We start from the raw sequence: 23806 nt of genomic DNA on the forward strand, positions 1-23806 counted from the left end.
CGGTGGAAACTGAAAGCCACCGACATTCTTGGAGACAGCAGTATGTTTCTGGCACAAGAGATTATTCGCAAAAAACGCAACGGTGATGCCCTCAGCAAAGAAGAAATTCAGTTCTTCGTGAAAGGGATTACCGATGGCAGCGTATCCGAAGGACAGATTGCCGCGCTGGGTATGGCGGTGTATTTCAATGACATGACCATGGACGAGCGCATTGCGCTGACCACGTCCATGCGTGATTCCGGCACAGTGCTCAACTGGGACAGCCTTGGCCTTAATGGCCCGGTTATCGACAAGCACAGCACCGGCGGTGTTGGCGATGTGATTTCGCTGATGCTTGGCCCCATGGCGGCCGCCTGTGGCGGTTATGTACCTATGATTTCAGGCCGGGGTCTGGGTCATACCGGTGGCACCCTGGATAAGTTTGATGCCATTCCAGGCTACCAAACTGAGCCTTCAAGCGAGCTGTTTCGTAAGGTAGTGAAAGAAGCTGGGGTGGCCATTATCGGTCAAACCGGCGATCTGGTACCTGCCGACAAGCGCTTCTATTCAATTCGCGACAACACAGCCACTGTCGAGTCTATCTCCCTTATCACTGCATCGATTCTGTCAAAGAAACTGGCCGCAGGCCTGGATGCGCTGGCGATGGACGTGAAAGTGGGTAGCGGCGCCTTTATGCCGACCTATGAAGCCTCACTGGAACTGGCGCGCTCTATTACCGCCGTTGCTAATGGCGCCGGCACCAAGACCACTGCACTGCTCACCGACATGAATCAGGTGCTGGCTTCCTGCGCCGGTAATGCGCTGGAAGTGAAAGAGGCGGTCGACTTTTTGACCGGCAAGTACCGTAACCCAAGACTCTATGAAGTCACCATGGGCCTGTGCGCCGAGATGCTGGTGCTCGGTGGTCTGGCTGCCAATGGCGCCGAGGCCCGCGCCAAGCTCAATGCGGTGCTGGATAACGGCCGCGCCGCCGAGATCTTCGGCAAGATGGTGTCCGGTCTGGGTGGCCCAACTGATTTTGTGGAAAGCTACGATAAGTATCTGCCCCAGGCTGCCATAGTGCGCCCGGTTTATGCAGAACGTGAAGGCTTTGCCTATAGTATGGTGACCCGTGAATTGGGCCTCGCCGTAGTGACTCTGGGCGGTGGTCGTCGCAAGCCTGGTGATGCGCTGGATTACAGCGTGGGCTTGTCCAATGTGTGTGCATTGGGCCAGACCATCGACAAGGCGACACCGCTGGCTGTTATTCATGCTCAGTCGGAAGATGCCTTCGAAGAAGCGGCCCGTGCCGTTCGAAGCGCCATCGAGATTGCCGACAAGCAACCCGAGAAAACACCTGAGATCTATCAGTACGTACGCGCTGAAGATCTGTAAGGGGAACAAGTTATGAAACGTACCATTATTCTGATGCTGGACTCTTTCGGCATTGGCGCAGCAGATGACGCCGACAAGTTCGGTGACGTGGGTTCCAACACCTTTGGCCACATCGCCAAGATGTGTGCCGAGGGCAAGGCCAACGTAGGTCGTGACGGCGAACTCAAGTTGCCAAACTTAAGCCGTTTGGGTCTGGCCCATGCCGCCAAAGAAGCCACAGGCGCCTTCGCTGCCGGTTTTGGCGACAACGTCGATATCATAGGTGCCTACGGCCACTGCCAGGAACTCAGCTCAGGTAAAGACACCCCGAGTGGTCACTGGGAAATGGCCGGTGTGCCCGTGCTGTTTGAGTGGGGCTATTTCAGCGACCACACCAATTCGTTCCCGAAAGAGCTGACTGACAAAATCCTCGAACGTGCCGGTTTAACCGAGTATTTGGGTAACTGCCACGCCTCCGGTACTGCCATTCTGGAAGAGCTCGGCGTAGAACACATGACAACCGGCAAGCCGATTTTCTACACCTCTGCCGACAGCGTGTTCCAGATTGCCTGCCACGAAGAAAGCTTCGGGCTTGAGAACCTCTATCGCCTGTGTGAAATCGCCCGCGAAGAGCTGGAGCCATACAACATTGGCCGCGTGATTGCCCGTCCGTTTGTTGGCACAGGCCCAAGTGACTTTGCCCGTACCGGCAACCGTCGCGATTATGCGGTTGAGCCACCATCAAAAACCGTGCTGGATAAGCTTAAAGAAGCCGGTGGCGATGTGGTCAGCGTGGGTAAGATTTCCGATATTTACGCCCACTGCGGTATCACCAAGAAGGTGAAGGCCTCAGGCCTGGAAGACTTGTTCGATGCCACGCTTGAGCAAATCAAGCAGGCCGGTGACAACACTATTGTGTTCACCAACTTCGTGGATTTCGACTCCCACTACGGTCATCGCCGCGATGTATCCGGCTATGCCAAGGCGCTGGAATACTTCGATGCCCGTTTGCCTGAATTGATGGCGCTGCTGGAAGAAGGCGATCTGCTGCTGCTGACCGCTGACCACGGCTGTGACCCAACCTGGCAGGGTACCGACCACACCCGCGAATTCGTGCCAGTGCTTGCGTATGGCGCCGGTCTCAAGGCGGGCTCCCTCGGTAAGCGCGGCACTTTCGCCGATATTGGTCAGTCTATTGCCCACTACTTCGGATTAAGTCCGATGGAGTATGGCGAATCCTTCGTGCAAGCTGCAAAGTAAGCACAGGGCTGAAAAAGTTTCGTTTTGGCGACTTCCTTTGAGTCGCCTATTATCAAAGACTTAAGTCTTAAACAAAAATACAGGGGTTATACAGATGGCTACACCACACATTAATGCCGTTGAAGGTGCATTTGCAGAAACCGTACTTTTCCCAGGCGATCCACTGCGTGCCAAGTACATTGCCGAAACCTTCCTCGAAAACGTTGAGCAGGTAACCGACGTTCGTAACATGCTGGGCTTCACCGGTACCTACAAAGGCAAGCGCATCTCCGTGATGGGCTCTGGCATGGGTATCCCAAGCTGCTCTATCTACGCCACTGAGCTGGTAAAAGATTACGGCGTGAAGAACCTCATCCGCGTAGGTACCTGTGGTGCCATCAGCACCGACGTTAAAGTGCGCGACGTGATCATCGGTATGGGCGCCTGTACCGATTCTCAGGTGAACCGTCTGCGCTTCAAAGGCCAGGACTTTGCCGCTATCGCTGACTACAGCCTGCTGAGCGCTGTGGTTGAGTCTGCCAAGACTCATGGTATCCAGACCCGCGTTGGTAACGTATTCTCTGCCGACCTGTTCTACACTCCAGATCCAGAAATGTTCGACGTGATGGAGAAGATGGGTGTTCTGGGCGTTGAGATGGAAGCCGCTGGTCTGTACGGTGTGGCTCACGAGTTCGGTGCCCGAGCTCTGTGTGTGGTAACCGTATCTGATCACATCCGTACCGGTGAAAAGACTACCTCTGATGAGCGTCAGACCACCTTCAACGACATGATCATCATGACTCTGGATGCAGCTATCAATCTGTAATCCGGTACGCTGCGGCGGTTAAGCCGTGGTATTGAAAAAGGCTCCCTGGGGAGCCTTTTCTATTTTATGCACCCACAAGCGGTGCTAAGCCTGAGCCGGTTTATCCCTTTGCCTGCCGCGCGCTATCTTCATCCGCCGCGACATTATCCTGCTTATTATCAGACTCTGCACTTTTCTGCTGCGGTGAATCTTGCGCTGGCAGTTCGCCTGTCATGGTGGCCAGATGGCGCTTGGCCCGGAACTTACGGCGGTCAAAATGGGCTCGTTTGAAAGACATGGCGCGGGACAGCAACATGCCGATTAAGCCTGCTACCAGCAGCATGATTTGCTGCTGCTCCATATTGAGCTTGTGAACCTCTTCGATTTCCGCCAAAAACAATTTGGGATCGAGCCGCACTTCCACGTAACCCAGATTCTTATCGTCCTGAATAACAGGTTCCACAAAGGGTGGGTAGGGAGCAAGCAGGGCTTTAAGCTCGTCAGATTCAGGCTCCAGCCACTCTTCGGTCACGCTTTGGGCGAACGACAGCCGGGTACCTTGCTCGCCATAAATCGCGGCCGACATCACCTTGGGATCTTCCACCAAAGCAGTCGCCAGCCACTGCAATTGTTCATCGTTCTGCAGCAGCAACGCCGGTGCGGCGCCATAGGCCGTTTGCTGCACCAACAATCTGGCCATCTTTTCCGTTTGGGACTTCAGAAGCTGCTGGCCTTGTAGTAGGCTTGACTGCCATAACTGAACAAGGCCGGCAAGCAGCGCCAATGCGATGGCAATCTGCAGCAGTCGGCTGATTTTTTGGCTTTTCTTTAGCCCTTTAAGATACAACACCTTGACCCTTGTAGATGACCCTTTGCGCTAATCATAAAGGATATGGCTCAAAGCGGATAGCCGGAGAAACCAAACCCATGGAAAACACCCAAGCGAGCCTGCTGACTTCCCGCCTGCAAACCCTGGCCAGCAACAGCGAAGGCCGGATTGCACTGTATCAGGAGGCAGACCATACCGCCGGGCGGTGTGTGCGTTTGGTATGGCAGGATGCCGCACTAACCGACTCTGTGCTTGCCGCGATTGGCGGAAACTGTGTTTCCGTATGCACCCTCGAGCGCCAGAACGCGCTGTTTGGGCTAGAAATTATCGGTGACGACACAGATAAACTCACCGCGGTGTTTGCCGATATGCAGGGCGTTGAAAGCTTTGTGCTGCCACAGGCTTTGGCACGCCTCAATGTGCCTGGGCTGCTGGTAATGGATATGGATTCCACCGCCATCAAAATCGAGTGTATCGATGAGCTTGCTGCCATGGCAGGTGTGGGTGAAGCCGTGGCAGAAGTCACTGAGCGCGCCATGCAGGGCGAGCTTGATTTCGAGCAAAGCCTGCGTCAGCGGGTCGCTAAACTTGCCGGTGCCGATGCCGGAATTATCGATGATCTTTGTGCCCGACTGCCATTGATGGAAGGTCTGAGTGAGATGCTGACCGAGCTTAAGTCCCACGGTTGGCGTCTCGCCGTGGCTTCCGGCGGCTTTACCCCCTTTGTTGGCCATCTTAAACAGACTCTTGGGCTGGATGCTGCCTTTGCCAATGAGCTGGTGATTGTCGATGACAAGCTTGCGGGCGAGGTGACAGGCACTGTGGTTGATGCCAACTTCAAGGCCGATGTGGTCAGTCGCCTCAGTGCCGAATACGGTATTGGCGATGGGCAGCGCCTCGCCATTGGCGATGGTGCCAATGACATTCCCATGGTGCAGCGGGCCGATTTTGGTATTGCCTTCCATGCCAAACCCAAGTTGGCCGCCGCGGCCGATGCGGCCATCAAGGCGCTGGATTTACGGGTGCTGCCGTTCCTGCTCCGGGCCTGATGCCGTTGCCCGCGGCTTTTATAGTCGTGGGGTTTGAGTAATTACTCTTGAGTTTTGTCTGTGCTCTGGTTTAGCCTGATTGAATATTGGCCCAGGCACAGACCTTCTCACATCATGACAGAGCCCCAGATTACCCCTTCACCCAAGCCATTGCCGCAACAGGATATTGTGCAGCAATCGCTGTTTATTCCCTATCACGGTGGCCAGCTGCATCTGCGCCATATAGCGCCGGCTCAGGCTAATCCTTCGCGTTCTCCCGTGCTGATGCTGCACGGCGCCATGTCCAATGGCAGGGTGTTTTACAGCGACTCCGGCAGAGGCTTTGCCTGCTTTCTTGCCCGCAGCGGCTTTGAGGTTTACGTGCTCGATACGGCGGGTCGGGGCCTCAGTAGTCCCAAGCTGGCAAAGGGCGTTGATCCGGGGCAGGGGAAGGTGATCCGCGAGCAATTGCCACTGACGCAGCAGTTTATTTCAGAGCGTCATCCCGGCGCGCCGGGCGTGCACTGGTGTGGCCATTCCTGGGGCGGCGTACTGATGGCAAGCAGTCTGGTGCGCTATCCACAACTGGCAGCCGGAGTGCGGTCGCTGCTTACCTTTGGCAGCAAGCGCACTATCCGGGTCAGATCCTTTAAAAAATGGGCCATGGTGGACATGTTCTGGAATCGTCTGGCACCGGCCATCGCCAAGCATAAGGGCTTTCTGCCCGCCGATGCGCTGAAGTTGGGGATGGACAATGAAGGCCAGGCGTCACTGAATGAGAGCATCGATTGGGTGCGCGGCGCGTGGATAGATCATGATGACGGTTTTGACTATTCAAAGGCTGCCAAGGCCCATGGGATCCCCCCTGCCTGGTTTATTGCCGGAGCCCGGGATACTGTGCTTGGTAACCCCAGTGATGTAAAAGACATGATGGCCGAGTGCTGCGCGGCCGATGCGCGCTTTACCTTACTGTCGCGGGCCAACGGTTACCGGCATGACTACGACCATGCCGGAATGCTGACCCATATGGATGCCCCTTCAGACCATTTTGGCGCCGTGGCGGACTGGCTGCTGGGGTTTGATGTGGAAGGGTTACGGGGCGCTGTCTGAGCACAGCGATGGATATCTCAGGACCACTTCGTCGCTGACATCCAGCAGTTCACCCACGCCGACAATACGCCACAGCTGCTCTTCGAGGGCTTTGGCCTTGTGCTGCGCATGCACATGAATGTATTCCAGTTCACGGCGAATGGCGCTGTTATCGGGCTTTCCTGCCACGCCTCGGTACAGGCGCAGCGCCATAAACTTACCCAACTGATTGCTTTGCCTGATAAACGCCAGTTGCGCGTCTGTGTCACCCACCTCGGTGACCGGCACGCATTTCAGTAAAATGCCGCCTCGGGACTGACGGATCACCTGCACAAAGAGTTCAGTTGAGGTCATTTCATCGTTGGGGCGCATACCACGCATTGGCTCAAGAATGTCGCGCTTGAGTGCACCCTGGGCCAGCAGTGGCGCCAGGTTATAGCTGTGGGCCTCCTGGCTCAGGGCGGCAAACATATCGCTGATATCATTGCCCTGAACGCCGATCCCCAAGTGGCTGACCACCAGATTGCGGGCGGTCTTCTCGACAAAGAAGGGCACACCGTAGAGCCGCCTCATCACCAAATTCTTCATGCCGTCGGCAAGATCTTTGATTTCGCTGTTGTTCTCGCTTAAGTGCTCGAGCTTTTCCCGATTGTGCACTATGAGCTTATTCAGAAACTCAACCCCGGCATGAACTTCGTGGCCGACGATGGCGGCAAGGTGCAGCACCATACCCTCTTTGCGGTTGCGTACCAGCCGGTAGGCCAGACCATCGAGGCGGGTTTTGCCTGCGATGGATTGCAGCTTGGGCAACGACAGGGTAACCGGTTTGCCTTCTTCCAGTGCGGCTGGGTTATCCAGAATGACCTGCAGGCCACGGCTGGAAATGTCGTGGCTGATGCCTTCGACCTTGTGGCCGCCCTGCTGGATCTGCACCAAGGTCTTGAAGGCGTATCTGGCTTCGCGGCGCCGTTCGCTGAATTCCAGCGACACAGGCTTGATACCGCTTTGGGGCAGTTTCTTTTGTCCGTATACCTTAAGCGCATTGGCGTTGGCATTGTTGTACCAGCTGCGATACTGGCTTCTGGCCTCTTCCTGAGTTAAGTCCATTAATTGCAGTACATGGCTGAAGCCGCTCAGCTGCTGCTCGGTCAGGGCCGAGTAGTTTTCGGCATCCCCCGGGATCACCGAACACTTGTAGCGTTTGCCGTGATCAATGACTTCCATGCCAAGACGGAATACCCGCCAGCTTGGCTTACTGGCACCAAAACCCAAAAACAGCTCCCGCTCATTGCGGTGCTTCAGTTCGGCCAGGGTGGCGGAATAAAAATAGAGCTTGCCGTTGGCGTTGTGGGTGAAGGTAAACAGCATCCGGTGGTCGGCATCGTCCGGGTGCCTGAGCGCCATGGCCAGGCGGCCTGCGGTAAGCATCCCCTCGAGTTGATTGACGTCGTTCTCATCGAGGAAGTAATGCAAAATTCCCTGATTATCGGGGCTTAGCAGCATGTGGCTTAGTTTTGGCCGCTCGCCGCGTGAGTCGACAAACAGCGGCAGGTGCGGGAAGTGGGGCAGATAGTGACGTTCAAACCCCAGACCCGTTGCCGTCACCAGCACGTCGTTGATGTCTACCTTGTAACGGAACTTATAGCCGCGAATGAGGTTGGTGAGCATCTCGGTGAGGCCGTCGGAGCCGCCCACGCGCTTAAGCCGCATCCAGGTAAACTCACCGTTGCCCTCGGCATTGACGATTTGATATTCCACCCCGCGCTGCAGATCTTCGTAATAGAATTCCTGACTGAGTTCAGTGAGCTTTACCTTGAGCGGCAAATCCAGTGAAAACGGGTGCCGTGCGGGCAGACGAATTCGCGCGCCTCCCACCGAGAGATCGGCGGTGATCCCGGCCACTTCCTCTCTTCCGGGCTGAGATACCAGAATCTTCATGGCGTAGTTCATCCGCTCTTCGGTGCGGCTGAAGTAATTACCGAGCACCACGCCGGGCACACTGAATGGCTGGCTCTCGCTGTCGCTTGTCTGGTTGGGGGTTTCTCTGGCCTTCAGTCGGCGGCGCCTGTGGGCATCCATCACCTCTTCATACACACCCATGGTGTACTTGCCCTGATACAGGGCGAGGGACTGTTCGAAGGCATTTTTGGCCGGTTCATCGAGGAAATGGGTTTGTTTGCCTATGATAATTTCTTCACAGGGCAGTTCAGATTTGTCGCGTAAGTCGATGACTCGGGTGCAGTCGGCGCCGAGGCGGCTCAGCTCCATTTTCAGCAAAAAGCGGGTGGAATTGGATTCCCCCTCGGTGAGATGCTCAAACACCTGGGAAAAGTTCGGTTCCATCATCAGGGGCTTAAGCTGTTCTATCAGTGCTGAATGTTCGGTCAGGCTCATGGAGTTTTGTCTTTTTGCCGTGCCAACGGAGAAAGGAATTGCTAGTCTATTGTCGGCCGTTTTTCTGGGAGCTTTACCCAATTTTATACGAAATTTAGAGAGTTATGGCAAAGAATAAAACCGCATATGTGTGTAACGAGTGTGGCCAGGACTTCCCTCGCTGGCAGGGGCAGTGCAGCGCCTGCATGGAGTGGAACACTATTACCGAGGTGCGTCTGGGGGCTGCGACCCCGGCCCGTGGCGGTCGTTTCAGTGGTTACGCCGGTGCCGGGGCATCCGAGGTAAAAACGCTGGATCAGATTGATCTCAATGAGTTGCCGCGGATCCCGAGCTCTTTTAAAGAATTTGACCGGGTGCTCGGTGGCGGCATAGTGCCTGGCAGCGCCATTCTGATTGGCGGGCATCCGGGGGCGGGTAAGAGTACGCTGCTGTTGCAGACCCTGTGCCAGTTGGCGGAAGTCATGCCCGCGCTCTATGTCACAGGTGAAGAGTCCTTGCAGCAGGTGGCCATGCGCGCCCATCGCCTGGGGCTACCCACCTCACGGCTTAAAATGCTCTCTGAAACCAGCGTCGAAACCCTTTGCGATATCGCCCTTAAAGAACAACCCAAATTGATGGTGGTGGATTCGATTCAGGTGATGCACATGAGTGATGTGCAATCATCTCCGGGCAGTGTGGCCCAGGTGCGCGAGTCGGCATCGTTTCTCACCCGCTTTGCCAAACAGCACGGCATTGCGGTGATCATGGTTGGCCACGTGACCAAAGATGGCAGCCTCGCAGGTCCCAAGGTGCTCGAGCACTGCATCGACTGCTCGGTGATGTTTGAAGGCGACTCCGACAGCCGCTATCGCACCCTGCGCTCCCATAAAAACCGTTTCGGCGCCATTAACGAGCTTGGGGTGTTTGCCATGACCGAGCGGGGGCTCAAAGAAGTGGCCAACCCGTCGGCCATTTTCCTCTCCCGCGGCGAAGAAGCGTCCAGCGGCTCGCTGGTGATGGTGGTCTGGGAAGGTACCCGGCCGCTGCTGGTGGAATTGCAGGTGCTGGTTGACAACTCGGCCCTGTCGAACCCCCGCAGGGTTGCGGTGGGGATGGATGCCAACCGTCTGGCCATGTTACTGGCGGTCATGCATCGCCATGGCGGCCTGCAGATGTCGGATCAGGACGTATTCGTAAACGTGGTGGGCGGGGTGAAGGTGTCTGAAACCAGTGCCGACTTGACCTTGCTGCTGGCGATGGTGTCGAGCTTTCGCGGCGAAGTGCTGGCGCGGGATCTGGTGGTATTTGGTGAAGTGGGTCTGTCCGGTGAAATCCGCCCCGTGCCCAATGGGCAGGAGCGCTTGATTGAGGCGGCCAAGCACGGTTTTCGCCGCGCCATAGTGCCCAGAGCCAATGTGCCGAAAAAGCCGCCCGAAGGCATGGAAATTATCGGTGTGGGTAAGCTTACTGAGGCCCTGGCAGCGCTGTAAGCGCAGTGCTTACAGGCAAGTCTGCACCTGCGGGGCAAAAAGAAAGGGGACCTCAGTCCCCTTTTTCATGTGATTCGATAAAGTTTTCCAGCTCCCGGTTCAGCAAAGAGGCATCACCGAGGTTAAGCTCCACCATGCGCCGCAAATGGCTGATGCTCTCCACATCAATATGCTGGCAGGTCAGGCCTATCATTCCCGGTTTCTGATGGGCTATCAGCGCCTGCATCTGCACTTCTACATCCGAGTCGGGCAAGGTGAACGACAGCAGCAGGCTGTCACTGGCGGGGGCGAAGGCCGCTGGGGCTTCCAGCAGGGCGCCATTCAGGCTTAAGTCAAGAATACGGGTTTCCCATTGCATTCCATCACCGGACAAGGTGGCTTTGGTGTCAAACAGTATTCGCGAGAACTTGCGCCTCTCGTCCATAGTGGGTCCTTTCTACTGGCCGGGTAAACTTCCATAAGCATAAGTCATGCGGCTGCGGCTGTAAAAGAGTGCAACCGATTTTTCCGTATGTTATCCGCGATTTCGGGGCCAAGGTTGCTGTGCTGATCCCAGTTCTGCCCGGCAGATATGAAATATGAAAAAATATGAATATACTGATGCAGTCAAAGTTCCCGGAGGTATCCCATGGCTTACACAGTCTTGGTCGTCGATGATGAAGCGGTCATTCGCACCCGTCTGAAAGGCTATTTCAGCAAGGAAGGCTATCGGGTGCTGGAAGCGGCCAATGGCGATGACATGTGGCAGCAACTGGCGCTGACCCATGTGGACCTTATCATGCTGGATATCAATCTGCCCGGAACCGACGGTCTGTCGCTGACCCGGGAGCTGAGAAGTCGCTCTGAGGTGGGCATTATTCTGGTAAGTGGCCGCGATGAAGCTGTCGACAGAATAGTTGGTCTTGAGATGGGCGCCGACGACTACGTCACCAAACCTTTTGAACTGCGCGAACTGCTGGTGCGGGTAAAAAACCTGCTTTGGCGTATCTCTCTGGTAGCCAAGGCAAAACAGCAGGCAATGGCCGCCATGGACGAGGGTGATGACAGAATCGAGTTCGACGATTACGTGCTTGAACTTGGCAGCCGCAAGTTGTCCCGGGGTGAGGAGATAATTAAGCTCACCAAGGCGGAATTTGAATTGCTGGTGGCGTTTGCGCTGCACCCAAGGCAGGTGCTGTCGCGGGAGCGTTTAATGCAGCAAACCAGTCATCGCAGCGAAGATGCCAATGACCGCACCATAGATGTGATTATCCGTCGCCTGCGTGGCAAGCTGAATCCAGAGCTGTTTGTGACCGTCCACGGTGAAGGCTACCTGTTTGCCGCCAGCGTCAGGGATTGAACCGATAAACGGGGTAAAACTCGGCTGGCGGCAGTGAGTCCGCCAGCGCCGGCGCATCGCTGTTGTCCGGGGTTCTGACCACAATAGCCGGCCCTACATCGCCAAAAGCATCATCACCCTGCAGCTGCCTTACCGCCAAATCCACAGCAACCATGCCCTGTAATACCACCTTGTCGTCACAGGCCACCGCGATTTTGCCGCGCTGCAGCGCGCGGGCGATGGCGGGGGAAAAATAACTCGAGCCCAACACAATCGGATGGGACGGAGGCGTCTGGCCAAATTGATTCACCGCCACCTCAATGGCCACAGCGCTGCCCACAATGGCGTCGGGACGGCTGGCTTCAAGCAACTGCTGCAACTGCTCCCGCTGCAGATGACGGTTGTTGTCGGCATGGCGAATAGCACCAATGCTGAGCTTGCTGCCACTAAGGCTTTCGCTGATGCCCTGCTCAACCAGATCGGTGCCGCCAACAGACTCAGGCCCGGCGAGCAGCGCCAGGCTGGCGTTGGATGTAAACCGACTTTTAATGACATTTCCGATAAGGCTGCCCATTTGATACCAATTCACCCCAATGTGGGTGCCTACTCTGGCATCATCCAGCTTGTTCACCAGCGCCAGCACCGGCTTATTCAGCTCCCCCGGCAAACTTTTAAGCAAATGAGGGCTAACCGCGCCCAGCAGCACCGCATCAAACTCGCCGCTTAAACACTGGTCCAGCTGGGTCAGCTGGCGGTCGTGATTGGGATAGCCGCCGGCTTCGAACATCTCAAAACTGACGCCGAGTTTTTTTGCCTGAGTGGCAAGGCCATAGTTAATGCCAATCCAGTAGGCATCCTTTAAATGCGGTACCAGCACACACAGCTTCCATGGCTTTTGGGCGCTGCCAAGGGGCGTCAGACGCAGTGGCTTGGTTCGCTGCTCTATGGCGTTAAAGGGCGTTCGCTGCTCAAGCTGCCATGGGGCGGCCTCGGCGGTGGAAATTCCCAGCGCTATCAAGAGTAAAAGGATCCTGGGGCTTATGTTCACGGCAAGAGTTCCGTAAGATGGTCACAGCCGAAGTGTATCAGCTATAGGTGAGCCTGTGACCCCTCCTTCATTGTCCTTCTCCAGTCTGTCCGGACGCCTTATCCTGGCCTTTGTGCTGCTGGCCGCGTTGCTGCTGTTGCTGGTGAGTTTGGGTTCGGTGAGCCTGTACTGGGTCAAACAGGCCGACCACATGCTCTACGAGCGTTCTTTGCCCGCTTCCGATGCCGCCCGCGAGCTGGTGCAGTCAGCCTCAGCACTCACTGAAAACACCCAACTGCTCGCCCGGGTCAGTGAAGAAAATCAGCGGGAGTTTATTGGCCGTAAGCTGTCCATTGAGACGGCCAATCTGCTGAGCGCCGCCGAGAAGCTCAGAAGCCTGGGGGTCGATACTGCCAATACCCTGGGGCGGGACTCGGGCGATATCGTCTCGGGTCTGGCTGAGCTTGGTAATCGGGTAGGACGTAAGCTGGCGCTTTTGAATATGCTGAGCGAGCAGGCCAACAGTCTGGCCATTGCCAGCGCCCATGCCCGAGAACTGGTTCAGGCCGAGCTGGCGGTGGTGGATGCGGCTATTCTGGCGAAACTCAGTCAGGCGTATCCGCAGCAGGCCGGGCAGGGGCGCAGCGCCCGTTTACTCGATGACATCATAGAAACAGAGCTTGATATTCAAAGCCAGTTGCAGCGCGCTCTGTCACTTATCAACCGCATTGCGCTGGTGGCCGAGCTTGCCGATGAAGGCACAGACTCGGGGCTGCCCCTTGGCGATATTCTTGGAGAGGGAGCTGGGGATAGCACAGCTGATGGCGCGCTGGAAAGCGGTCTTTGGCCACTCAAGCGTGTTAGCCAGCTGGTGCGTGACCCTGGGCGTCAGGCCTCACTCGAACAAGAAACCCGGCGTTTGCTGGGGGTGGGGGAGATGCTGAAACTCAGAGCAGAGTTTCTTACCGCCAGCCGCTCGGCCAATTCATTGCAGCAACTGCTGCAGGATAAGCTGTTTGGTCTGAGCCAGCGCCTCGACCGGGCGCTGCAAACCCAGGGTGCCAAGGCGCTTGAGGCCCGCACCGATTATCTGCGCCAGTTATCCTGGGCGGGTGTGGGGCTGTGGGGCACCGGCTTTGCCATGTTGTTGCTTATTCTGCTGGTGTCGTACCGGGTGATTTACAAAGGCATTGCGGTGCGCCTCGGCGAAGCCACTGCCGCCATGCACAGTCTGGCGCGGGGCAATACCGATATCAGTCTCGACCCCCTCGGCGATGATGAGTTGACCGCCATGGCGGAGGCCATCGAGGCCTTTAAGGCCAAAACCATTCGCAATCAGGAGCTGTCTGACGAGCTCAAAGAAAGTGCCCGCGAGCTTGCCAGCCATAAGGCTGCGCTGGAAGTGAAGGTGATAGAGCGGACCGCCGAGCTTGCCAGTGCCCGGGAGGCTGCGGAAAACGCAAGTCAGGCCAAGAGCCGCTTCCTTGCCACCATGAGCCATGAAATTCGCACGCCGCTCAATGGGTTAATGGGCACCCTGGAGCTTCTTGATAAGGATAAAAGCCTCACCGAGCCCCAGCATCAGTTACTGGGGCTGTCACGCTACAGCGCCGTGCTCTTGCAGACTTTGTTATCAGACATTCTCGATTTTTCAAGGCTCGAAAAAGGCCAGCTCAAGTCACAACCCGCCCCTGTGGACTTGCCACGGCTGCTGGATGAAGTGATGAGTCTGATGCTGGCCGGTGCCAGCCTTGCCGGGCTCAGGCTTGAACTGCTGGCGCCCGATGTGCCGCAATACGTGAGCCTCGATGGCCCCAAACTCAGGCAGGTGCTGCTCAATCTGCTGGGCAATGCCATCAAATTTACTGAGCATGGCGCTGTGGTATTGCAGGTAAGTGTTGAGGGCCAACGACTTGTTTTCAGCGTGACCGACACCGGCGTGGGTATGGACGAGGCGACCCGGCGGCGACTCTTTATTCCCTATGAGACTGGCGATGTGCAGGGCAGGGCCCGTGGCACCGGCCTTGGACTTGCCATCAGTCGCGAGCTGGTGAGCCTGATGTCCGCAGCGGACCAGGAGCCTGGCAGCGGCAATGAGGGTGGCATTCGGGTTGAAAGTGAGCTGGGTGTTGGCAGTCGTTTCAGTTTCAGTCTGCCTTTGGTTCACAGCGCAGCCCCGGCCGAGGCGGTGGTTCAGTCCTTTGAGGCGGCATCGCCCAGGCGGATACTGCTGGTTGAAGATAACAAGGTGAATGCGCTGGTGGCTCGTGGCTATCTCGCTACCCTGGGCCATGAGGTGTCTTGGGCACGGGATTTGGCTGAGGCGCGGCTGCTGCTGGCCACAGAGCCATTCGATGCCCTGATGCTGGATATGCAGCTTCCGGACGGTGATGGTCGCAGCCTGTTGCCATCGCTGCCAGAGGGTATCTCGGTCGCGGCCTTTACCGCGCAGGTCGATATTGATGCGGTGGCGGACTATCAGCAGGCGGGCATAGAAACTGTGCTTGCCAAGCCGCTTAATTTGGCGGCTCTGGGGCAGTGGCTGGGAGATGCCTCTCAGACGCAAGCGTCACTGTCACAAATGAAACAGACACAAGTGCCACCCATCAGCCCGGCGCAAAGCGTTACCAGCGGCCCAGAGCCTTCACGCTTCGATTTGTTAAATACCGAACAGCTTGAGCTCGATTTGGATATTCTCGGCCGTGAGACCCTTGATGAGATGGCGCAGCAGTTTAGCTCCTCCAGCAAGGCGCAGTTTGCGGCCTTTGAACGGGGCGTGGCTTTGCATGAGCGCCAAACACGTCTGCATGCGCTAAAAGGCGCCAGTGCCAGCATGGGGTTGGCGACACTGGCACAGACAGCGGCTGAGCTGGAAAAGGCGCTGCAGCGCAGCGAGATAACACAAACCCAGTGGCAAGAAAAACGCCTGCCAGAACTCAAAGCGCTGTGGCAGTCGTCGTTGCAGGCGTTGGCCGATTGGCTTAATGCAATCGATTGATTAAGCTCAATGAATGATTAAGCCCAATGATTGAACCAGCCCGGCTTCTGGGCTGGTTCAATGGTCGGCGACTGGCTAAGTGATCTGCGGCAGACCAGCGACAGACCAGCGCGACAGAACAGAGAAATGCGGTTCAGCCACGCAAAATCTCAGCATCGAGCTTTGCCCAGGCAAGGGTAAAGTCGCCAAGGGCACCGTAGAGCGGGCTTTCAAGCTTAAGCTTACCAAGCCTTGCATTGAACTCAGGCAGCCAGCTTAAAATGGCGCTTTCAAGAAACGCCCGCTGACTCTCAACACTTGCCGATGTGCACAGGTGGGCCATCAGCGCGAGAATAACCGCCAGATGATCGCTGGGCTCACGAAACTCCGTTGCCAGCCCAAGGCCCGCCGAGCGCAGGTAATCACTCATCAGCTGATGTTTTTCACCATACAGACCTTTGGCCTGAGCCTTGTCTTCGTCCTGCTCATCCCCAATATCCTCACCCAGGTACAGGCTCGCGTAGGGCGCGGCGCAGTGCTCGGCATTTTGCAAAAAGGTGCTGCAAAAGTCGGCAGCAAGCTCCAGACGGGCATTGTCGCTATGAGCTAGGCTGGCTTCAATCAGCGCATTCTGGATTTGCGCCGCAGCAACCTCAAGCTCAGCTTCCTGAGTGAATGCCTGCCAAAAGTCGGCCGCGGCGGCAAGCTCGGCAATGCGCTCAGTGCTTAGCTCTTTGGCAAAGAGTGAGCTCAGGAGCTGCCATACCGAGGCGCGCACGGCATTCATTTCGTTAACGGCCATAACGTCTGTTTCAGCCATTGGGGAATGAGATCTGGTCATTACAGTGTTACCTCCACAGGGCCTGTGAATGAGCTGACTTGGGGCAGTTTGCCCTCAAACTTCTCAAAGTCCACCAGACAGGTGTAGGCCGCACAGGCCTGCGCCAGTTTGGAGGTGCCAATGTCCATGGTCAGGGTGTTTGGGTCACCAAAAGAGCAAAGGGCGCCGATTTCGCTGCCGCCTTCTTTGCTGCCATCCTTGCCCACAGGGCCATACCAGGCGCCTTCGTGGATACGGATAACGCCTTTGGGGAAGCGTTTGGAAATCACAGCGCCGGCGAGCAGTTGGCCGCGGTCATTGAATACCCGCACTATATCACCGTCTTTTACGCCACGGGCCCTGGCATCCTCGGGGCTGATATACACAGGCTCGCGACCCTTAACTGTGTAAGTGGCGCGGTACTCTTCGCTTTCGCACATCTGTGAGTGCAGGCGTTTGTCCGGGTGACAGGATTGCAGCCACAGCGGGTGCTTGTCGCTGCCGGGGCCACCGTGGCTGCGCTCCTTTTTCTCCATCCACATGGGGTGGCCGGGGCAGTCATCGTAGTTAAAGGCGGCAATCTTGCGGCTGAAAATCTCAATCAGGCCCGATGGGGTGCCAAGCGGGTTGATTTCCGGGTCGGCGCGGAAATCCGCGTGACGGGTCCACTCTTCACCTTCACCAAAGTGCACATAACCCTCTTTCCAGAAGGTGGCGAAATCCGGCATTGGGTACTTGGCCTTGTTGGCCTCACGGCACTCGTTGTACAGGTGCTCAATCCACTGCATTTCGTTCATGCCGCGGGTGTATTCCTGCTCGCGGCCGAGGATGGCGGCGAAGCGAGTGAAAATTTCAAAGTCGGACAGACTGTCGAACAGCGGCTCCACCATCTTGTGCATCGCCAGAATGCCGCGGCTCGCGTAGCTGCCGTAGACGTCGATATCGTTGCGCTCAAGCGTGGTGCAGGCGGGCAGCACTATATCGCTGAAGCGGGCGGTGGCGGTCCAGTTCACATCTATGGTGACCACGGCTTCCAGTTTCTGGAACGCCTGCTTCATGCGGTTTCTGTCCTGATGGTGGTTCCAGGGGTTGTTGCCCGAGAACACCATCATCTTGATATCGGGGTAAGTCACCCGGCTGCCGTTGGCGTCGATGGTTTTGCCGGGCTCAAGGATGGCATCCACCCAGCGCGCCACCGGAATGGTGCTGCTGGCGCCTTTGAAGTCGTTGCTGTCAAACAGCGGCTTTTTGCCTTCATCGAGGTTACGGGGGAAGGCGCCGGGGGCTGCCGCCGAGGTGGCAGGCACGCCGATGCTGGAGTAGTGGTGACCATAGCTGATGCCACCGCCCGGCAGACCAATCTGACCTATCATGGTGGCCAGCACCGCCGCCATCCAGTATGGCTGCTCGCCATGCTGCTGGCGCTGGATACACCAGCCCATCATGATTTGGGTGCGGTCTTTCACCATCACCCTGGCGAGGTCGCGAATGGTTGCCGCGCTTACGCCGCAAATGGCTTCGGCCCACTCAGGCGTCTTGGGAGTGTTGTCGGTTTTGCCAAGCAGATAAGGCAAAAAGTCCTCAAATCCCAGGCTGTAGCTCTTCACAAACTCGGCGTCGTACAGCTTTTGCTGATACAGCTCGTAAGCGATGGCGAGCATCATGGCCACGTCGGTCTGGGGGTTGATATATAGCCGCTCGCAGCCAAGGTAAGCCTGAGTCTTGGTTTCCACCGGATCGATGCTGATAACCCGAATTTCCCCTTTGGCGACTTTTTCTTTCAGCTCAGCAAGATAGCCAAAGGACTCGTGGGTCTCGGCGTTCCAGCCCACCTGCAGGTTTTTCACCGGATCGTTTGACCACAAAATCAGGGTCTTGGTGTTTTTAAGGATAAGCGGCCAGGAAGTGCCCTGGGCATACACCTCGGTGGAGCCCAGCACATAGGGCAGAATAGTCTGACCTGCGCCGGTGGAGTAGTCTCCGATTTTCTTCACGAAGTTACCATGCATGCTTACCGCGCGCTGCATATGGCTGGTGGACGAGTGCAGCTGGCCGGTGGCGCGCCAGCCGGTTTGACCGGCATGCAGGCCGCTCGGGCCGTATTTGGTCTGGATTTCGTCCAGCGACGCTTTGAAAAGCTCAAGTGCTTCATCCCAGGTCACCCGCACAAAGCGGAAGTCGCCCCGCTCGGCGGTATTGCTCTTGTGGCCGTTCTTGTAAAAGTCGAGCCTGACCATGGGATAGCGAATACGGGAAGGGTTGTACACCAAGCCCTTGATGCCGTTAATCATATCCGTTGGATACTTGTCCAGCTCGAAGGGTTTAACCTCGGCAATCACGCCGTTTTTACGGCGAATTTTAAAGGCGCCGAAGTGACTGCCGGTGGTAAGCCACTCGTCACGGCCGCGGGGCGCGGCCAGTGCGTTCAATGGGCTCAGCAGGCTGGTGGAGCCTATGGCCATACAGGAGGCTGACATCAGGCCTTTTAAAAAATCACGTCTTTTCATCTGACTGTCTCCCCTTAGTGGGCATCTTTGTTAAAGGTGGCTGAGTGTTCCTGCAGGTACTTCTGTACCAGCGCCTGGGTGTCCTGATCCATGTTGACGAAGGCCAACATGCCCTGGAACATGCCCGGCCAGGTGTTGGCATCGAAGTGTGCTTCTTCCGGCTGGGTGTGGCACACGCTGCAACTGCTGCTGTAGGTCGACTTGGCGTAGCTCCACAGCGGGGCTATGTCGCCAAGCAGGTAGTCGGCGTCGGTCCAGATATCGGCTTCAACACGTTCCCACATCAGGCCTGTCATGGGGTCCTGCTTTTCTTCAAAGGTGCGGATGAGGTTAGGCGTTTTGGCACTGTCCAGCGACAGCTGGGCCGAGAGGATATTCACCCCAAAGTCGAAGTAAATCACCCGGCCTGCGCCCACGCGCTTGCGCCAGCCTTCAATCGCCACTTTTACGCGCTTGCCGCTGGTTTCCAGTACCTTGACCTTGGTGGCCACGTTCAGGGTGCCCGCTTCTTCGGCGCTGGTGGCATCAAGATACAAAGGCTTGGTCAGGGCGCTGAAGTAGCTCTCGCCCACACTTGGGGTTACGCCGCTGCCCACTTCGGCAATCAGCTCAGGCGCACGGGCGGTGCCCATATCAGGCAGCTTGTGGGCAATACCCTTGTGACAATCGATACAGGACTGGTCGATTTCAGCGGCGCGTTTCATTTGCTTTTGCGCCAGTGGTGACATGGTGTCCCACTTCATCGACTTGTAATCGTGACAGTTTTTACAGGCAAGGCTGTTGTCTCTGTCGAAACGTTTCCACTCGCGGCTGGCCATCTCAAGACGCTTGGCCTCAAACTTTTCGTCGGTGTTGACGGTCTGGAACAACCAGCCCCACACATCGTGGGAGGCTTCCATCTTGCGGGCGATTTTACGGCTCCAGTCGTGGGGCACGTGGCAGTCGGGGCAGGTTGCACGCACGCCAGAGTGATTTGACCAATGCACAGTTTGCTGCAGCTCCTGATACGGCTTGCTTTCCATGCTGTGGCAGCTGATACAAAACTCTTCGGTATTGGTGGCTTCCAGCGCGGTGTTAAAGCCGCCCCAGAACACTATGCCCATGATGAAGGCGCTGATGGCAATAAAGCCCAGACTCAGGGTGAGTGCGGGCTTACCGAGGGTTTGCCATAAAGAAGTGAACCATTTCATATGCAATATCCTCGAAAATCAGTGGGGCGCAACGCCGGTGACGGCCTGGTAAATCCAGAGCGCCAAACCGTAGAGGCTGATAAAGGTGACGGTAAGTGCCGGAAAAAGCAGAAAAACAATAAAGCCTAAGCCCTTAAGCTCCCGGCTTCTGCTCTCCTTGGGGGATTGAGTGGGGTGTGACATGGACGCATCTCCGTTTCTTTGATGCGTCCACTATAAAAAAAGGTTGTGAATGGCCTTGCGGGCGGGCGTGAATGGCTTTTGATAAATTATGTAAAAATATGAACAGAAGCCTCAGGGGCGGCGGCCAAGGTGGCTGTAGGCCCTGAGCAAATCTTTCCAGGTGATAATACCGACCAGCTTGCCGTCTTCCAGTACCGGCAGTGAGCCAATGCTGTATTCGAGCATCAATAAACTGGCGTCATCCAATGACTTGTGCGGCGCTATGGTCACAGGATCGCGGGTCATCACCTGATGCACCCGCTTTTGCAGGGTTTCCTGATCGCGATTGGTCTCACCGATGGCGCCTATGTGCGGACTGATGGCGCGCAGCAGATCCCGCTCCGATAGCATGCCGCTGAGGCTGCCGTCTTCATCCACCACCGGCAGGTGATGAAAACTCGCCTGATCAAAGATTTCCTTTGCCAGCACCAGGCGGTCGTCCATTTCGATGGTCACCAAGCGGGTGATCATGATATCGGCGATATTCAGTTCCATAACCCATTCCTGAGAAATCCCGTTTCTCTAGGTATATCAGACTCCTTGCGCATGCGCGAGTCAGACTTGGGTAGTTTGCAACCTGTCAGGCTCCTGCTGCCCCTGCCGATGAACCCCAATATATCGCTCATGCTTCTTCGGCTTCAGCCTGGTTAAATCTACCCGCACCAGTCCGTCGATACAGTGATTAAAGTCGGGGTCGACACCGAAATCGGCGAAGCTCACGCCGCCTTCGCTGCACAGGTCACTGTACTGCTTGTACAGGGTTGGTACTGCCACTCCCATGCCCGACAGCGTGTGCTTAAGGCGCTTGAAAGCCTCATCTTCGCTGAGCCCCTGATAGAGACTATCCAGGGTTTCACGTCGTTCCCGCGAGATACGAAACGGCTGTTTGGCACGGGCCATGGGCTCGGCGGCGCCATAAAAGTGCTGATAGAAGTGCACCAGCATCTCCCTTGCCGCCAGCGGCATCTGGCCACTTATCGACACAGGGCCAAACAGGTAGCGATACTGCGGGTTGCGGGCAATAAAGGCACCGATGCCAAACCAGAGATAATCCAGGCTGCGCTTGCCCCAGTATTTGGGCTGCACAAAGCTGCGGCCAAGTTCCAGGCCCTGGGCAAAGCTGGGGGAAAAGGCGTCGGTGTAATCAAACAGGCTTTGGCTGTAAAGGCTTTGCGGTCCGTTGGCCTGATGCAATGAGGCGGCGCAGGCGAAGCGGTAAGCGCCTACTATCTCCAGCGCTCCGCCATCCCAGAGCACCAGATGAAAATAGTGGCTGTCGAAGGCATCGATATCGCGGCGCTTGCCGGTGCCTTCGCCAACGGCTCTGAATGCCACTTCCCGCAGACGGCCAATCTCGCGCATGATGGGGCTGGCCCCTTTGTGGCGGTAGAGGTAAATGCCTTTGCCATCGGCGGTTTCACCAAGACGCTCGCATTCATCCAGCGACGCTTTCAGCTCGGCGCGGCACTCGGGTCTGGCGATGGGGCTTTGGGTGCGAAACAGCGGTGGGCGGTTTTTACCGATGCGGTACAAATGGTTTTTCAGCAGGCCCACCATGGTGGTGCGGTCAAAGTCGTTGGCTCTCAGGGTATCGAGCGCAATCAGCTCACCAATGCGGATAGGCATAGTTCGCTGCTTCTGCCGGAACATTTCTTTGACCAGCAGCAACGTAGAAAGCGGCTTGTAAATCATAGAGGTACCGTAGAAGGTGGCGGAGTTGCGCGCATCGGCGAACATCGGCAGCAGCGGTGCATCGCAGGCCTGGGCTATTTTCAGAAAACCGGACTGCCAGCGGGTGTCGCGCACCCCATTGGGACGCAGACGCGACACTTCCCCGGCGGGGAATATCAGCAGTGCGCCTTCGTTTTGCAAATGACGGTGAATGGCTTCCAAATGCTGTTTGGGCGTGCCGCCACCCATGTTGCGTACCGGCAGCAAAATCGGGTGCAGCGGTTCTATGGCCATCAGGATTTCATTGGCCACGACCTTGATATCCGGGCGGATTTCACCAATGAGCTTGATCATCGCCAGCGCATCCAAAGAGCCGATGGGATGGTTGGCAAAAATCACTACCCGGCCTTCGCGGGGGATATTGTCGATATCGGCATCGGGCACGCTGAAGCTGAAATTCAGCGCTTCCAGGACGGCACCGGCAAAGTCGACGCCGCGCAGAAAGCCAAATTCCGAGGCGATACGGTTACATTCTTCTTCATGGAGCAGGTATTTGAGGGCGGCGCTGACCGAACGCTTAAGCCAGGTTTTGCCCGAGAGTTGGGGCAGGTGGCTGTCTATCAGATTATCGACGGTAAATATCATGGCTGTTCCCGTATCAGGCGACCCGGCGGCGGGCCTTGGTGGCGAGCAAGATTTCCTGTTCCAGCTCCAGGCGATGGGCACCGTGGTTCCACCGCAGCAGCTGGAAATTGCCCTGGGGCGTTTCGGCGATAAGGGTGGTGTTTTCGACCCAGTCACCTGTGTTGGCGTAAATGCGCTGGCTGCTTTCATCCAGTGCGGGCTGGTGAATATGACCGCACACCACCATGTTGCAGCCTTCGGCGGCGCCGTAACGCAGTGCGGCATCGCGGTATTTGCCAATGGCTGCCTGGGCTTTGCTCACCCGCGATTTGATGTAACCGGCCAGTGACCAATAAGGCAGTCCAAGGCGTTTACGGGCGCTGTGCAGGGCGCGGTTAAGCCACAGCAGCAGGTCATACAGGTTGTCGCCCAGCCGGGCATGGAAGCGGCCGATGGCGATGTCGGCATCAAATTGATCGCCATGGATTACCCGCACTTTGAGCCCCTGACGACTCAGGTGGTCGTGGAACGCACTGATGCGAATACCGCGGAACAGGCCGCCCTCAAAGCGGCGGAACCACTCATCGTGGTTGCCGGGAACATAAACTATTTCCACGCCCTGCTCGGCCAGCGCCAATAGCAATTCCAGCACTTTTTTATGGCTTTCAGGCCAGTAGCTGCGCCGTTTCAGCGCCCAGAGGTCCACAATATCGCCCGCCAGTACCAGCTTGTCGTAATGGTAGGACGACAGCAGGCTCAGCAGCGCTTCGGCTTTGCAGTCCGGGGTGCCAAGGTGCACATCGGAAATCCACAGGCAGTGGAAGCTGCCAAGGGCGCCGCCGTGACGTTTGCCTGGGGATTCTTGTGTTGGCGATCTGGGTGTTGATGATGCGGGCGTTGATAATAGTGGCGTAGCGGATGAATCGTTGGCGCTGAGCTTGGGGCTGATGTTGTCGTTGCTACTGATCTTGATGCCGCTGCTGATATTGTTACCAGTAGTTGGGGCAATTTTAGTGTCAGTATTAGGGTTACTTTTAGCGTTACTGTCAGTATTACAGCTGTCAGTAGTGCAGGAAGAAGTGGCGGACTGGGCCGCCGTCAATGATGGCGTGTTGGTGTCCATAGCGACTCCGGGCGTTTGCAATAGCTGCAGTCTAGGACGAGGGAATGACGCTGACATGACGGCCAAATGACGCGGATATGACAATTATCGCCTGGTGCTTTGGAAGGTTAGGGGGGACTTG

General features: G+C 56.7%; 19 protein-coding genes. 8 read left to right on the forward strand and 11 right to left on the reverse strand.

Annotated features, from left to right (window positions below; all coding sequences use genetic code 11):
• Positions 1-42: 42 nt before the first annotated feature.
• From deoA to deoD, 3 genes are all read left to right on the forward strand, one after another.
• Positions 43-1374, forward strand: a complete 1332-nt coding sequence (gene deoA / locus MJ923_RS03490) for a thymidine phosphorylase (protein WP_240589911.1) — start codon at positions 43-45, stop codon at positions 1372-1374.
• Positions 1375-1386: 12 nt separating this feature from the next.
• Positions 1387-2613, forward strand: a complete 1227-nt coding sequence (locus tag MJ923_RS03495; protein ID WP_240589912.1) for a phosphopentomutase — start codon at positions 1387-1389, stop codon at positions 2611-2613.
• 94 nt (positions 2614-2707) lie between these two features.
• On the forward strand, positions 2708-3418 hold the full coding sequence (gene deoD, locus MJ923_RS03500) for a purine-nucleoside phosphorylase (RefSeq protein WP_126166104.1): 711 nt from the start codon (positions 2708-2710) through the stop codon (positions 3416-3418).
• Between the two features lie 100 nt (positions 3419-3518).
• On the opposite strand, the gene MJ923_RS03505 is transcribed toward deoD, so the two are convergent.
• A complete protein-coding gene (locus MJ923_RS03505) occupies positions 3519-4247 on the reverse strand; it encodes an AhpA/YtjB family protein (RefSeq protein ID WP_240589913.1) in 729 nt (242 codons plus the stop codon).
• 77 nt (positions 4248-4324) lie between these two features.
• On the opposite strand from MJ923_RS03505, the gene serB reads away from it, so the two are divergent.
• Together serB and MJ923_RS03515 are read left to right on the forward strand one after the other, a co-directional pair.
• Positions 4325-5275, forward strand: coding sequence for a phosphoserine phosphatase SerB (gene serB / locus MJ923_RS03510; protein WP_240589914.1), 951 nt, complete (start codon positions 4325-4327; stop codon positions 5273-5275).
• 114 nt (positions 5276-5389) lie between these two features.
• A complete protein-coding gene (locus MJ923_RS03515; protein WP_240589915.1) occupies positions 5390-6364 on the forward strand; it encodes an alpha/beta fold hydrolase in 975 nt (324 codons plus the stop codon).
• Here the strand turns inward: MJ923_RS03515 and MJ923_RS03520 are convergent.
• A complete protein-coding gene (locus MJ923_RS03520; RefSeq protein ID WP_240589916.1) occupies positions 6347-8737 on the reverse strand; it encodes a PilZ domain-containing protein in 2391 nt (796 codons plus the stop codon). The genes MJ923_RS03515 and MJ923_RS03520 overlap by 18 nt on opposite strands.
• 104 nt (positions 8738-8841) lie before the next feature.
• Between MJ923_RS03520 and radA the strand changes: the two genes are divergently transcribed.
• Positions 8842-10206, forward strand: a complete 1365-nt coding sequence (gene radA / locus MJ923_RS03525; RefSeq protein ID WP_240589917.1) for a DNA repair protein RadA — start codon at positions 8842-8844, stop codon at positions 10204-10206.
• Positions 10207-10258: 52 nt separating this feature from the next.
• On the opposite strand, the gene MJ923_RS03530 is transcribed toward radA, so the two are convergent.
• Complete coding sequence (locus MJ923_RS03530; RefSeq protein ID WP_240589918.1) at positions 10259-10630, reverse strand: PilZ domain-containing protein; 372 nt, start codon at positions 10628-10630, stop codon at positions 10259-10261.
• A 204-nt stretch (positions 10631-10834) separates the two neighbouring features.
• On the opposite strand from MJ923_RS03530, the gene torR reads away from it, so the two are divergent.
• A complete protein-coding gene (gene torR, locus MJ923_RS03535) occupies positions 10835-11545 on the forward strand; it encodes a two-component system response regulator TorR (protein ID WP_126166111.1) in 711 nt (236 codons plus the stop codon).
• Here the strand turns inward: torR and torT are convergent.
• Positions 11535-12572 carry a TMAO reductase system periplasmic protein TorT gene (gene torT / locus MJ923_RS03540; RefSeq protein WP_240589919.1) on the reverse strand — a complete coding sequence of 346 codons (1038 nt, stop codon included), beginning with the start codon at positions 12570-12572 and terminating at the stop codon, positions 11535-11537. The two genes, torR and torT, sit on opposite strands and share 11 nt — an antisense overlap.
• A gap of 55 nt (positions 12573-12627) precedes the next feature.
• Between torT and torS the strand changes: the two genes are divergently transcribed.
• Positions 12628-15549 (forward strand): TMAO reductase system sensor histidine kinase/response regulator TorS, encoded by a 2922-nt coding sequence (torS, locus tag MJ923_RS03545; protein WP_240589920.1) that lies wholly within the window; start codon positions 12628-12630, stop codon positions 15547-15549.
• A 133-nt stretch (positions 15550-15682) separates the two neighbouring features.
• Here torS and torD read toward each other — a convergent pair whose 3' ends face one another.
• The 7 genes from torD to MJ923_RS03580 all read right to left on the reverse strand — a co-directional run bounded on the left by torD (position 15683) and on the right by MJ923_RS03580 (position 23685).
• Positions 15683-16369 (reverse strand): molecular chaperone TorD, encoded by a 687-nt coding sequence (gene torD / locus MJ923_RS03550; protein WP_240589921.1) that lies wholly within the window; start codon positions 16367-16369, stop codon positions 15683-15685.
• Positions 16369-18855 carry a trimethylamine-N-oxide reductase TorA gene (torA, locus tag MJ923_RS03555; protein ID WP_240589922.1) on the reverse strand — a complete coding sequence of 829 codons (2487 nt, stop codon included), beginning with the start codon at positions 18853-18855 and terminating at the stop codon, positions 16369-16371. The genes torD and torA overlap by 1 nt, the downstream gene beginning before the upstream one ends.
• A gap of 14 nt (positions 18856-18869) precedes the next feature.
• Positions 18870-20045 carry a pentaheme c-type cytochrome TorC gene (gene torC / locus MJ923_RS03560; protein ID WP_240589923.1) on the reverse strand — a complete coding sequence of 392 codons (1176 nt, stop codon included), beginning with the start codon at positions 20043-20045 and terminating at the stop codon, positions 18870-18872.
• Between the two features lie 18 nt (positions 20046-20063).
• Positions 20064-20228 (reverse strand): periplasmic nitrate reductase, NapE protein, encoded by a 165-nt coding sequence (locus MJ923_RS03565; protein WP_220077526.1) that lies wholly within the window; start codon positions 20226-20228, stop codon positions 20064-20066.
• 111 nt (positions 20229-20339) lie between these two features.
• Positions 20340-20762, reverse strand: a complete 423-nt coding sequence (locus MJ923_RS03570; RefSeq protein WP_126166117.1) for a CBS domain-containing protein — start codon at positions 20760-20762, stop codon at positions 20340-20342.
• Positions 20763-20822: 60 nt separating this feature from the next.
• Positions 20823-22583: a bifunctional ornithine lipid synthase OlsF gene (olsF, locus tag MJ923_RS03575; RefSeq protein ID WP_240589924.1), complete on the reverse strand. Its 1761-nt coding sequence runs from the start codon at positions 22581-22583 to the stop codon at positions 20823-20825.
• Positions 22584-22596: 13 nt separating this feature from the next.
• Positions 22597-23685 carry a UDP-2,3-diacylglucosamine diphosphatase gene (locus MJ923_RS03580; RefSeq protein ID WP_240589925.1) on the reverse strand — a complete coding sequence of 363 codons (1089 nt, stop codon included), beginning with the start codon at positions 23683-23685 and terminating at the stop codon, positions 22597-22599.
• Positions 23686-23806 lie beyond the last annotated feature (121 nt).

The organism is Shewanella zhuhaiensis (assembly GCF_022484835.1).
In the GTDB taxonomy this organism is placed as follows: Bacteria; Pseudomonadota; Gammaproteobacteria; order Enterobacterales; family Shewanellaceae; genus Shewanella; species Shewanella khirikhana.